The 13,289-nt window shown below is 47.7% G+C and carries 12 protein-coding genes; 11 read left to right on the forward strand and 1 reads right to left on the reverse strand.

What is annotated here, in order from left to right:
* From OZ401_RS23095 to OZ401_RS23140, 10 genes are all read left to right on the forward strand, one after another.
* Nucleotides 1-633: a hypothetical protein gene (locus OZ401_RS23095; protein WP_341471986.1), complete on the forward strand. Its 633-nt coding sequence runs from the start codon at nucleotides 1-3 to the stop codon at nucleotides 631-633.
* A gap of 19 nt (nucleotides 634-652) precedes the next feature.
* Nucleotides 653-1,237, forward strand: a complete 585-nt coding sequence (locus tag OZ401_RS23100; RefSeq protein ID WP_341471987.1) for a hypothetical protein — start codon at nucleotides 653-655, stop codon at nucleotides 1,235-1,237.
* 36 nt (nucleotides 1,238-1,273) lie between these two features.
* Complete coding sequence (locus OZ401_RS23105) at nucleotides 1,274-2,455, forward strand: ATP-binding protein (protein WP_341471988.1); 1,182 nt, start codon at nucleotides 1,274-1,276, stop codon at nucleotides 2,453-2,455.
* Nucleotides 2,456-2,480: 25 nt separating this feature from the next.
* Complete coding sequence (locus OZ401_RS23110) at nucleotides 2,481-4,655, forward strand: serine/threonine-protein kinase (protein ID WP_341471989.1); 2,175 nt, start codon at nucleotides 2,481-2,483, stop codon at nucleotides 4,653-4,655.
* On the forward strand, nucleotides 4,642-4,770 hold the full coding sequence (locus tag OZ401_RS23115) for a hypothetical protein (protein WP_341471990.1): 129 nt from the start codon (nucleotides 4,642-4,644) through the stop codon (nucleotides 4,768-4,770). Before OZ401_RS23110 ends, OZ401_RS23115 begins: the two co-directional genes overlap by 14 nt.
* Before the next feature lie 100 nt (nucleotides 4,771-4,870).
* Nucleotides 4,871-6,106, forward strand: coding sequence for a hypothetical protein (locus OZ401_RS23120; RefSeq protein WP_341471991.1), 1,236 nt, complete (start codon nucleotides 4,871-4,873; stop codon nucleotides 6,104-6,106).
* A 214-nt stretch (nucleotides 6,107-6,320) separates the two neighbouring features.
* Nucleotides 6,321-7,514, forward strand: coding sequence for a hypothetical protein (locus OZ401_RS23125; RefSeq protein WP_341471992.1), 1,194 nt, complete (start codon nucleotides 6,321-6,323; stop codon nucleotides 7,512-7,514).
* A 174-nt stretch (nucleotides 7,515-7,688) separates the two neighbouring features.
* Nucleotides 7,689-8,837 carry a hypothetical protein gene (locus OZ401_RS23130; RefSeq protein WP_341471993.1) on the forward strand — a complete coding sequence of 383 codons (1,149 nt, stop codon included), beginning with the start codon at nucleotides 7,689-7,691 and terminating at the stop codon, nucleotides 8,835-8,837.
* A gap of 74 nt (nucleotides 8,838-8,911) precedes the next feature.
* Entirely contained in the window at nucleotides 8,912-10,366 is a 1,455-nt protein-coding gene (locus OZ401_RS23135) for a serine/threonine-protein kinase (protein ID WP_341471994.1), read from the forward strand.
* A 177-nt stretch (nucleotides 10,367-10,543) separates the two neighbouring features.
* Entirely contained in the window at nucleotides 10,544-11,575 is a 1,032-nt protein-coding gene (locus tag OZ401_RS23140; protein ID WP_341471995.1) for a hypothetical protein, read from the forward strand.
* Nucleotides 11,576-11,898: 323 nt separating this feature from the next.
* Here OZ401_RS23140 and OZ401_RS23145 read toward each other — a convergent pair whose 3' ends face one another.
* Nucleotides 11,899-12,150, reverse strand: a complete 252-nt coding sequence (locus tag OZ401_RS23145) for a hypothetical protein (RefSeq protein WP_341471996.1) — start codon at nucleotides 12,148-12,150, stop codon at nucleotides 11,899-11,901.
* A 276-nt stretch (nucleotides 12,151-12,426) separates the two neighbouring features.
* Here OZ401_RS23145 and OZ401_RS23150 point away from each other — a divergent pair, with 276 nt between their 5' ends.
* Entirely contained in the window at nucleotides 12,427-13,272 is an 846-nt protein-coding gene (locus OZ401_RS23150) for a PP2C family protein-serine/threonine phosphatase (protein WP_341471997.1), read from the forward strand.
* Nucleotides 13,273-13,289: the final 17 nt, after the last annotated feature.

The raw sequence follows: 13,289 nt of genomic DNA on the forward strand, positions 1-13,289 counted from the left end.
ATGAATATCGCCGATAACTTCAAGTCCCTGCTCAAAGGCAAGTCCCTCGACAAGGTCGCCCTCGATGACCTCCGCCTCGCCAAAATTAAGCTCGAACAGGACGAAAAGCGCACCGTGACCAAGATCAAAGACCTCGACAAGCAAAAACAGCAGGCTTTCAAGGAAGGCGCCGATGCCTCCAGCCAGCAACTCAAGGTCATCGCTGCCCGCAAGATGAAGCAACTCGATGCGGATATCAATAATCAGGATGGCATGCTCAAGTTCACCTCCCACCAGATCCGCTTCATCAACGGGCTGATCCAGTTCAAGGAGCGTCAGGCGGGAATGAGCCGCTCGGTGGTCTCAGACATTCTCAAGAAGTTGGGGGAAACCGAACTCTACAACCAGATCGCCCAGATTACCGCCGAGGGTGAGTTCAATTTCGATAAGCTCGATGGGGTGATCAAGCGGATGGAGAATACCGGTCTCAGCCTCGACAGTTACAGTAACGAGGAAGAGGATGTGCTGGAGATAGTGCGCCAGATGGACGCTGCCCGTGCCGTCAAGGAGGCGGGGGATGCTTCCGGGCTGGAAGATTATTATCAGGAAGCCAACCAGATTCTCAAACGCAAGGATCAGGATAAGGATTATTAGGGCGGAGAGGAGATTACCGATGGGTCTGCTGGATAAATTTCTCAACCGCGACGCGCTGCAAAAGCTGAGCCTCAAGCAGCTCACCAAAGAGAAAGAGAAGAATTCGCTGGAGGTGATCCGCCTCAACGACCAGATTGCGGCGCTGGAGCGTAAGAAGAGCTATTTTCACAGTCTGATGACCGATCCTGCCCGCAATCTGACCGACCGGCAACGGGTGCAGGTGGTGCAGGATTTCAAGGCGTTGGATAGCCAGATCGCCACCCTGCACAATGCCCTCAACACGGTGCGCTCCTATATTTCGCAGATGGAGATGGTGCTACTCCAGAAACAAACTGAGGCGATCAAGTCTCCCTTCGATCAGGAGCAGATGCGACAGGCGCTCGATGACCGACAGGCGCTATCCGAGTTGGAGCGGCAGAAGCGGCTGCAACTGAATGAGGCAATGCAAAATGCCCCCTCCAATCCGTTGGATGAGCTGAGCGGAGATGATCTGGATCTGCTCAAGCAGTTCGATCAGGAGCGGCAGGAGAATGCGAGAAGGCAGCAACAAGTTGAGACGCTGCGAGAAAAGCCGCGCACCCAGTCGCAGCGGGAAACCGAGTAGTCGGTACATTCCAGAAACTGAACAAGGAGAAAGAGTATGCCGGTAGATCTGAGCGGGCAGCATTTTGGTTTGTTCCAGAAGGCTTTGGAGCGGGCTAAGAAGCTGGAAGCAGCCGGGGATTTCCCCAGAGCGGCAGTAGCGTACCGGGAGTGCCATTCCCACTATCTTAACTATGCGAAGTTTGGCACTGAGGCAGTCAAGGCGGAGCGGCTGAAGACTGCCCAGCAGTACCAAAGCTATGCCGAAACGCTGGCTAAACGCAAGCCCGGGGTGGCTGCCCTACCCGAAGAAGAGAATAAGGGGGGAGCAGAGGGCAGTAACGAGCTTCGCACCACTATTCTGAGCCTGATTGAGCGCAGTCAGATCGGTTGGGATGATATTGGGGGTTTGGAAGAGACCAAGCAGGAGATTAAGTTGGCGTATGGTCTGGCGCTGGCTAAACGCCCGGTGGGGGTAAAGCTGAGGGGTTGGCGCAACTTTCTGTTCTACGGTCCTCCCGGCACCGGCAAATCCCGCTTGGCAGCCGCTACCTCTTCCAGCCTAGAAGCTACTTTCTTCAATGTGAGGGTTAGCGCGCTGCTGTCCAAGTTCTTTGGGGAATCTTCCAAGCTGATTACCGAGTTGTACACGGTGGCGCGGGAGATGGCTCCGGCAGTGGTATTCATCGATGAGTTGGAATCGCTCACCCCTAGTCGGGGTGGGGATGAAAGCGGGGCAGAGCGGCGCATTCTCTCCACGCTGTTGGTGGAGTTACAGGGGCTTTCGCAACAGGGGGAGGGAGCGCCTTTCGTGGTGACAATTGGCGCTACAAATGTGCCTTGGCTGATGGACGAGGCGATCCTGAGCCGCTTCGAGCGCAAGATTTATGTGCCCTTGCCCGACTTGGCAGCACGGGAGGAGATTCTGAGGATTCATTTGGCGGGTTTCCCGCTGGCAGGGGGAGTGAGTTATCGGGAGATTGGGGGGAAGTTGGAGGGGTTTAGCGGCAGGGAGATTGAACAGTTCTGCGGGAGGGTGACCGGTCAGATTATTCGGGAGATGAACCCGGGGCTGTCGAGTGCGGTGGACAAGGGCAAAGCGGCGGTGGAGCAGTACACCCTGAAGGTGAGACCGGCTACTTCGGAGGATTTCGAGGAGATTGTGGCGAAGGTAAAACCGGGAGCCAGCCCCGCTTATCTGGACAAGTTGGGACACTGGCGCAGTCGGGTTGAGGGCTAAATATAAGGAGGCTTGCGAAGCAATTATGGCGGAACGACAACCGGGTGAACTGATTCTAGGTAAGTACAAGATAATTAGGAAAATAGGGCAGGGCGGTTATGGCGCGGTTTATTTGGCTGACTCTGCCTTGGGAGCAGTGGCAATAAAGGAACTGGCACCAAAAAACTTGAAAAACCCGGCAGATTATCCCATTTTTCGTGAGCGTTTTGAAAAGGAAGCACGTATCACCCGCGCTTTTGAAAATAATCCTAATGTTGTGATTGTTTACGAATTGGGTACAGAGGGTAGTTCGGATTATCTCGTATTACAGTATGTAGATAACGGTTCTCTGCGTGGTTTGCTGGAAGCCCAGCAAGGAAAGCTTTTACCGCTTGAGCTGATATATCGGGTCGCTAGTCAGATTTGCAATGGATTGCAGGCAATTCATAATCATCATCTTGATGTAGTACACCGGGATTTGAAACCGGAGAATATTTTACTGACCAAGCAAGGGCAAGCTAAGATCACCGATTTTGGTATTGCCCAGATAGGTCACGAGTCATTACGTACTAAATCTGGCAATCCACACCCCGGAACTCCTGTTTACATGTCGCCGGAGCAAGCCAAAACAACCGATTACCTGACCCCTGCCTCAGATTTGTACGCGCTCGGTTTGATTATATATGAGATGGCAACCGGGCAGATTTTCAAAAAAAGGCAGATATTGCCGCCAAGCAAACTTAACCCATCCATTACCCCTGCGCTAGATGCAATTATAATAAAGGCATTGCAGGAGAATCCACAAGCTCGCTACAACGACGCGGGGTTGATGCTCCAGCATTTGGAGCGGGCGCGGCAGGGAAGAATCACTCCGGAAGAGATTTTACGTCAGGTTGAACCCACCCAACTCTTAACTCCCAGTATCAGCAACACCCCTGCTTATCCTTCCAATTCAAGAACGAGTTCTCCTTCCCCAAAAGAAGACAGGAATGTTTTCAGAAAGACACTAGGCTGGTTGGTGGCAGGTGGTTTGTTTGTGGTAATAGTGATTGCAGCCTTGATAGCGCTGAACATAGGCGGTGAAAAGGTTACTCCTACGCCAATTTCTGGGGTAACTGCTACACTACCCGCTACTTTTGCTACCACAATTGTTCCTACCACTACAACGGCGGCAGCTACAATTATTGCTACCACCGCTGTTGCTACTCCTACCCCAATTCCAAACTCCACGGCTACTTCGCTTCCTAGTCCCACCCCTACCACTGTTGCTCCCAGCCCTACCATCAAAACGGCTGCCCCAACAACCGCGCCAATTGCTCCAAGCGCTTCTTTTAAGATACTTAATACGTTGACGGGGCATACGGATGGTGTCAATTCAGTAGCCTTCAGCCCTGATAGTAAGATGCTTGCATCTGGAAGTAAAGATGCCACCATCAAGCTGTGGGATGCCGCCACGGGTAAGGAACTGCGCACCCTCAGCGGGCATTCTTCCTCTGTCAATTCGGTAGCCTTCAGCCCCGACGGCAAAACTCTCGCCTCCGGAAGTGGGTATCCAGAAAACTCCATCAAGCTGTGGGATACCACTTCCGGTAAGGAACTCCGCACTCTCTCCGGACATTCTGGCTCTGTCTATTCGATAGCCTTCAGCCCCGACGGCAAATCTCTCGCCTCCGGGAGTGGGGATGCCAGCATCAAACTATGGAATGTCGCTTCCGGCAAGCAACTTTCCACTCTTACAGGGCATTCTTCCCTTGTCCTATCGGTAGCCTTCAGCCCCGACGGCAAATCTCTCGCCTCCGGGAGTGGGGATAACTCCATCAAGCTCTGGGATGTGAATACAGGGCAGGAACTCAACACACTCTCCGGGCATTCTTTCTATGTCAGTTCGGTAGCCTTCAGCCCCGACGGCAAAACTCTTGCCTCTGGGAGTGGGGATAACTCCATCAAGTTGTGGAATGCCACTTCGGGCAACCTAATTAACACCCTTAAGAGTCATACGGGCAGTGTCACTTCGGTAGCCTTTAGCCCTGACAGTAAAACTCTGGTTTCCGGTAGTGAAGATAACTCAATCAAGTTGTGGGATGTGACTAGCGGCAACCTAATCAACACCTTTAAGGGTCATTCTAATGGAGTAAATTCAGTAGCCTTCAGTCCAGACGGCAAATTCCTTGCCTCCGGGGATGGAGATAAAAGCATAATGTTGAGGGATGCAGCAAACTGATATCATATTTGAGGACGAGCGCAGAGGCAATTCGCCCCGGCGCTACGTTTTAATCCAAGTAGACAAACTGGCTTCAATAGAAGGGGTGGTCTGGAAATCCGATATTGATCGCTAACCATTTCTGAAGTTATTGCCATATAAATGGCTTTTTGGGATTTGTTCGTTGGTTATGAAACATGGTGAAATTTCGGTTGCTACAAAGCAGGAGGAGAGTTATGAATATGCGAAGAAGGTTGAGGGGATTTGGCATATTGACGGTTTTAGTATTGGTTCTGAGTATTGCGTATAGCCCCTTAACTTCAACGCTGGCAGCCGAGAGCAGCCGGTTCTTCCCTGAGACCGGGCATACTGTAAGCGGGAAATTTCTGGATTATTGGAACAATAACGGTGGGCTAGCCACCTATGGCTACCCCATCACGGATGCGCAGATGGAGACCGACCCTGAGACAGGCAAAACCTTCCTCACCCAGTGGTTTGAACGGCACAGGCTTGAGTTGCACCCTGAAAACGCGGGCACAAAATACGAGGTGCTGGCAGGGCTGCTGGGCAAAGAAATTAATCGCACCAAGTTGACTACTGAACCGGGTTTCCAGAAAGCTACCCAACTGTATGACCCCGCTTTTTCCAAAGACCAGCAGTGGTATTTCACCGAGACTGGACATAATCTGGGATTTGGTTTTCTCAAATACTGGCAAGATAACGGGGGGTTGGAGCGTTTTGGCTATCCAATAAGTGAATATCGCAGAGAGTTAGACCCGGAGACCGGTAAAACTTTTATGATGCAGTGGTTTGAGCGCGCCCGTTTTGAATATCACCCTGAAAACCAGAAACCTTATGACATCCTGCTGGGCTTGCTGGGGAAGCAAATCAAAGGTAGCAATTCTACGAAAATTATTTCTCTCCAATCTAATTCGCAGTTCTCCTCGCCTGAGACAAATCTCGGGCTTCCGCCTGGCGTGCATTCAATGTTAAATATTCCCTTTGAAACAGGTTGGTCAGTAGCTACTCAAAATTCAGATCACCCTAATTATCCAACTTTGATTACAGTTGAAGCAAATATTACACGCGCACAAAGCATTTTTGTTCTTTTACAGGCAGGATGGGCTTTGAAAATATATGAGGGTAAAAAAATAGGATCAATTTCTCTTAATTTCTCTAGTGGCAAGAATGTTTTAGTACCATTAGTATTAGGGATGAACATAAGGGATTGGTCACGAAATAACCCAGAAGCTGTAAATACAATTTCATCCCCCACAGTACGTGAGGGTTGGAGAGGAGTTGACTCAGTAGGAAATGTCGGTGGAATGGACATTCTTACAATAGAAATCCCTGCCGAATACAATAGCGCTACGATAACAACGATCCAAGTTCTAGATGAATCTTTCACTGAAGCAGGATCGATAAACCCTTGTATTCATTTGTTAGCAATAACAGCAAAATACTTATCCTAACAAAACGAGTTGGCATAGTTCTTTGATTGCAATACTCTCAACTTTAACAATTAATTCGTTTTTCAAAAACGGTATTGGGGTTTTGGAGTTTGCAGGTAAATTACATTCAACTCGACTCAAGAATATAGAATTGGGTTCAAGTATTCCGCAAGTTCCAGACCAAACTTTTTATATTTACTACGGTAGCGTGCATAGGAAAAAGTGAGAAGAAACGATGAAGCACAATACAAACTATATTCGGTGGAGCAGTAGCTTGACGCTTTTGCTGTTTCTGCTCCTAATCGCAATCACAGCTAATTCAACGTTAGCAGCAGAGGAAAGCCAGTATTTCCCCCAGACCGGGCATACCGTCAGCGGCAAGTTCTTGGATTACTGGAACAGTAACGGGGGGCTAGCCACCTACGGTTACCCCATCACTGACGCTCAGATGGAGACTGATCCTGAAACCGGCAAGACTTTCCTAACCCAATGGTTTGAACGACACAGGCTTGAGCTACATCCTGAGAATGCCGGCACTAAATTCGAAGTGCTCACCGGTCTGTTGGGCAAAGAAATTAATCGCACCAAGTTGGCTACTGACCCAGATTTCCAGAAAGCTACCCAACTGTATGACCCCACCTTTTCCAAAGATCAGCAGTGGTTTTTCACCGAGACTAGTCATAATCTGCGGTTTGGGTTCCTCAAATACTGGCAAGATAACGGGGGGTTGGAACGCTTTGGGTATCCCATTTCTGAGGAGCATAGAGAGGTAGATCCGGAGACCGGTAAAACTTTCATGATGCAGTGGTTTGAGCGCGCCCGTTTTGAATATCACCCTGAAAACCAGAAACCCTTTGACATCCTGCTGGGCTTGTTAGGCAAACAAATCAAAAGTAGTAAGTCTTCTTCTGCTGTGGGAACTGTTACACCGCAACCTAATCTAAACAAATCCGACTTGGACACTTTATTTGGAGCAGGTAACTGGTTTTGTTTTCCCGATAGATTAAATGGAGTAGGGGTGCGAAGACTTGAAGCTGGTTTTAAAGTTCGCGCCCCTTTAAGTTACATAGATATGTGGACTGGAAGTTATAAAGAAGGAGACACAACTGTTACAACTGCAGGAGCAACCGCTTTTCTACAACGAATATTACCAAAAAGTGAGTGCCCCTACCTGCCGCCACCTGTGCCAGCCTCCGTTGCACAAACTCCTATCCAATCCCAGCTTAATACAATTTTTGGTACGGGTAATTGGTATTGTCTTCCTGACTATGCAACTTCAGCTATAGTAAAAAAACTTCCGGCAAATTATATTGTTCAATACCCTGTAATAAGTGTTGACAAAGATGGCCTTAAATATGGTCCTAATGATTCGGTACTTGGTGGAAATAATGCTACTTTATGGTTATATAAAACTTGCCAAAATCCTTAATTTTTGGGTGCAAACTAGAGGGAATTCACAGTAGTTTAGCTTTACAGTTTTGTAGTAAATTGCGTTCAATTCGAATCAAAAATGTAGAGTTGGTTTCAAGTATTCCGTAAGTTTCCAGACCAAACTTTTTATATTTACTACGGTAGCGTGCATAGGAAAAAGTGAGAAGAAACGATGAAGCACAATACGTACTATATTCGGTGGGGTAGTAGCTTGATGCTTTTGCTAACACTGAGCCTGAGTATGGTCATTTCTAATTCAACGCTGGCAGCCGAGGGCAGTCAGTTCTTCCCTGAAACCAAGCATACCGTCAGCGGTAAGTTCCTCGAGTATTGGAACAATAACGGTGGGCTACCCACTTTCGGCTACCCTATCACTGACGCTCAGATGGAGACTGATCCTGAAACCGGCAAGACTTTCCTAACCCAATGGTTTGAACGACACAGGCTTGAGCTACATCCTGAGAATGCCGGCACCAAATTCGAAGTGCTCACCGGTCTGTTGGGCAAAGAAATTAATCGCACCAAGTTAGCTACTGAACCGGGTTTCCAGAAAGCTACCCAACTGTATGACCCCGCTTTTTCCAAAGACCAGCAGTGGTATTTCACCGAGACTGGACATAATCTGGGATTTGGTTTTCTCAAATACTGGCAAGATAACGGGGGGTTGGAACGCTTTGGCTACCCAATAAGTGAATATCGCAGAGAGTTAGACCCGGAGACCGGTAAACCTTTCATGATGCAGTGGTTTGAGCGCGCCCGTTTTGAATATCACCCTGAAAACCAGAAACCCTATGACATCCTGCTGGGCTTGTTGGGTAAGCAAATCAAAGGTAGCAATTCTATTGCTGTGGAAACTCCAACTCCTAATCCATCAGCAGTACCTCCGACTGTAACGCCGCTTCCCACATTTATCGTGGGACCCTTACGTCCACAAGAGATTATTTCCGCTGGCTCTGGCATATTTGCTCGAGGAGTTTCTTCCGATGGAATGGCTACTTACACTCAAGTTCAGCTTGATACATATTATTTTAAAATCCAACGAATTCGTGTAGAAGAAAACCCGAACGGGTGTGGGGTAGCAATGTTTAATGCAGATAAAGTGTGGTTTTCCTCATCAAGTGGCACCAGTTTGACTATTAACGATAAAGAAGTTGGTACATTACAAAGACCAGTCGGTAAACATGGTTATGTATATGATTCGACAATTCACATTGGCGATAAACTTTGTCAGGTTAATGCTGATAAGAGGGGCTTTCAAATTATATTTGGTCCAGATATTTGGTACCACTATGATAGCTATTGCTACAGAGGAAATTGCTAAGATGTTTTGCTATTTATCCCCGAATGGGAGAACCTTTGCTTTTGTCAAGCAGGATTTGGAGTTGAATAAAAAGCATGAGTAACACATACACCGTTGTAAAAGAACTGCAAACGGGCTATCAAATTGATAAATACATCCTTGAAGAACGGTTGGGCAGAGGTGGAGGGGGTGAAGTGTGGTTGGCACATCATCAAAACAAAAACTTGGCAACAATAAAATATGCTATCAAGTTCCTTATTAATCCCGGTCCAAGAGAACAAAATCGCTTTGAACAGGAAATGAAAATCCTGGCACATCTTGCCCGCAATCCTCATATTATTAAAGCTAGTGATTGTGGAGAATTCAGCGCAACTATTCAGGAGAAAAATAGTGTCACCAAGAAAGTAATAGACGAGCGGAAGTGGCAAAAATTACCTTTTCTAGTAATGGAATATGCAGAAAATGGTGATCTTTCAAGCAGAATAAGCAAGAATTTATCTACTTATGAAATAGCTGGATATTTAGAGCAAATTGCCGCTGGTTTGGATTATGCCCATAAAGAAGGCTATATTCATCGAGATTTAAAACCGAGCAATCTGCTATTAGATAGTCAATACACTATCAAAATAGCTGACTTCGGGATTGCTCATGATGAGAATTACGAGTTGACACCCTCCAATATCAAATTAGGTACACCAGAGTATATGGCACCTGAGCAATTTTTTGATGCCAAGCGAGTGGGGAAAGCAACGGACATATACAGTTTGGGAGTAATTGCCTTTCAGTTGCTAACCGGGAAGTTGCCCTTTGGTAGCAGAAATGAAGGGCGCAGTTACGGAGAGTTGGAAAATGCACGTACGAAAGCAACAATTCCCCAGCTTAAACTTTACAAACTCGGGCTACCATCTGGATTACAAACAGTTATTGATAAGGTTTTGGCGAAAGAACCGCGTAACCGCTACCAAACAGCAGGAGCTTTTGCAACCGCTTTCAGGAAAGCACTTGTGCCTGATAAATTTCCCCCTCTGCCAGATCGGACTGAACCTATTACTCCTAGCGAGCAATATCAGGTGGTACTTCCCACTCGCAGGCGAATACTCTCGGGATGGTTGGGGGTAACAGTAGTGAGCCTGCTTATAGTAGCTGGGATAATGACTATGCAGGCGCTGAACTCAAACGCGGGAAACGCTACCCCTACGCCAACTTCTAAAGCAACCACTTTTCCCGTAACTCAAACTCTGATTGATAGTGCTACGCCTACTTTGCTTACCAAGGCAACTGCCATGCTGTCCGTTACAAGTGCTATCACCACATTACCAATTACTACAGTAGCGGCTCCAACAATAGCACCAGAGCCAACATCTACCGCTATTCCACCTAAGTTACCGACACCCGTCCCTATTATTGTATTAACAATAGCACCAACTTCAAAGGCAACTACCGCTTCAATACCAGTGGGGTTACCGACACCCACACCGGGATACGGAGGAACGCCACCGACACCCACACCGGGATACGGAGGAGCCCCGCCGACACCCACACCGGGATGAGGAAGGTAACTATTAATATGAGTTCTATATGGGTAAAGGATAATCTCAGCTTTACCTTTTTGGGTAAAATCAATTTAGGTGGTATGTAAGAAAGAAATTTGAACTCACATTGTAATATTGATAAATTAACACACTGCACTGATACAGGTGTGGCTTTGATTTAGGAGGGAAGAAACAATGAAGCACAATACGTACTATATTCGGTGGGGCAGTAGCTTGACGTTTTTGCTGTTTCTGCTCCTAATCGCATCTAATTCAATACTGGCAGCCGAAGGCAGTCGGTTCTTCCCTGAAACCAAGCATACCGTCAGCGGCAAGTTCTTGGATTACTGGAACAGTAACGGAGGTCTCCCCACTTACGGCTACCCCATCACCGACGCTCAAATGGAGACCGACCCTGAAACTGGCAAGACCTTCCTTACCCAGTGGTTTGAGCGGCATCGCCTTGAACTGCATCCTGAGAATGCTGGCACTAAATTTGAGGTGCTCACCGGTCTGTTGGGCAAAGAAATTAATCGCACCAAGTTGACTACTGAACCTGATTTCCAGAAAGCTACCCAACTGTATGACCCCACCTTTTCCAAAGACCAACAGTGGTATTTCACCGAGACTGGTCATAATCTGCGGTTTGGGTTCCTCAAATACTGGCAAGATAACGGGGGGTTGGAACGCTTTGGGTATCCAATAAGTGAAGAACGCAAAGAGTTAGACCCAGAATCCGGCAAAACTTTCATGATGCAGTGGTTTGAGCGTGCCCGTTTTGAATATCACCCTGAAAACCAGAAACCCTTTGACATCCTGCTGGGCTTGTTGGGTAAGCAAATCAAAGGTAGCAAGTCTTCTTCTGCTGTGGAAACTCCAATTCCACCTACTCCCACTGCGATACCGCCATCTACTGTGCCACGGAGTTGGATAGACACTACACTCCTCCCTAGCCAAAACCCTCGCACAACAAGACTAGAAGTACAAACCTGTATCGATAAAGTAGATAACTATATCAATGGGACAAGGAAAGGATTTCTTAAAGGGAATACAATTCCTGCTAATGTACTAGTTTTAACCAGTTTTGATGGTAATGGTACTACAGGTCGTCACTGGAACCAATACCCGGTAAAACCTGTTTGCTATATGCAAGATTGGGGAGTTTTCGAGAGCCTTGCAGAATACCAAGCTCCTTATGAGGGGTCATATAGAGGTCCTATTTCATAAAGTTTATAGCTCAGATTTACTTAAAGCTACTGAAGTATCGAATATATAAACCTTTGGCTGACATGTGGAATCGATCTGTTGCTGCGTTGGAGTATTGATAATTATACACTCTGAAAAAAACCTAGCCGGATTTGAAGATAAGAAGGGTGGATTTAGATGAAAACCGTCAGATGGTTACAGTTATCGTAATGAAAAAACTCAATAGGCGTTATATAGATCTCTCGGGGATTGATAATGATTGAGGCAGCAATCACCCCAGCGCTACGGGTACTGCAAGGAACAGCAAGCTTGTGGTTGCTGCCCCCTCGTACTACTCTTGCTTATCACTCTTTAGCGTCAGAGGGTATTTCACTGCCCGGATAGGGCCAATCGTAAGCTTTGACGGGTGCTGACTGCTTGCGCTGCTTGTAGCTGAGATACAGCTTTTTAAGCCCGCCCCAGATGCGCTCCAACAAGCTCATCACCGCCAACCCGAAGGTGATTGCCACCAGCAGTACGAACCAACCCATCGGTTGGGACAACATCGCCCCATATATTTCGGGGATTTTTCCCATTAGTTCGATTAGCCTTTGCATTACTTTGCTCCTTGCTGACTTTGATTGTCTGATTGCTTGCTTACGTCTTCATTTTGCAACATTCTTGCCTTTCCGAGGGCTTTTGGGTTAAGACGTTTTTCTGTCGTTTTGCTTCGCCAAAAGTGTCGCTTTTTTTCAAAGGCGGTGCCTTAGTCAGCCCCTGTAGAAAAGATTTTTAGTGACACTTTCCCTTACTTTCCCCTTTTCAAGCTAAAATGATGAGGCAGGGCAGTGGCTCTGTTATGTTTTTTCACAATGAAAGGATCGGCATTCGTTATGTCGAATGATCAAACTAAGGAGAATAACCGGTTGCTACTTGAGTATGCCGGTTGTACAGATAAAGGGCAGTTACGCGAGGAGAACCAGGACTATTTCAAGGCAGGCGAAGGGAGGTGGCTGTGGGAACCGGGCTATCTCTTTGTGGTAGCCGATGGGGTGGGCGGTAATAGAGGGGGCGCGGTTGCCAGCCATTTGGCAGTGGAGTCTTTCTTTGAACGCTTCTCCGAGCTGATGGCTGAAATCAAACCGGCTGCCTGTCTGCAACTTTCTTTCGAGGCGGCACATCAGGCGCTTAGGGTACGGGGCGAGGCTGAGCTTGAGGTTAGGGGGATGGCTACTACGCTGGTTGCCGCCTATTGTGCCCACAATCGAGTGTATATTGGTTCAGTCGGGGATAGTCGCCTGCTGCTGTTGCGGAAGGGGGGACTTAATCGCTTGACCAAGGATCATTCTCTGGTGAACGAGCGACTGGAGCAAGGACTGATTTCTATCTCAGAAGCGCCTTTCTCCCCTTACAGTCATGTTATTACCAGAGCGGTGGGCAAGGCTGAGACAATTAAGCCGGATTTCTTTGAAGAAGATTTGGAAGAGGGCGATTGGCTGGTGTTATGCACCGATGGGGTTTACCGGGAATTGAGTGATGAGGAGATAGTGCAGTTGGTTACGAGCAGTCCGGATGCCCAGAGCGCCAGTGGCATGTTGGTGGATGCCGCCAATAAGGCGGGAGGGCACGACAATATTACGGCGCTGGTAGTGAGGGTGGTTAAACTCGGAAAGGTAGAGCCTTTGACCTCAAATTCGGATACCGAGCAGATAACCGGGCTGCCAAAGAAGGATAATTAGCAGGGGGAGGGGGAAAA

Origin of the sequence: Candidatus Chlorohelix allophototropha, from assembly GCF_030389965.1 — a bacterium.
Lineage (GTDB): Bacteria > Chloroflexota > Chloroflexia > Chloroheliales > Chloroheliaceae > Chlorohelix > Chlorohelix allophototropha.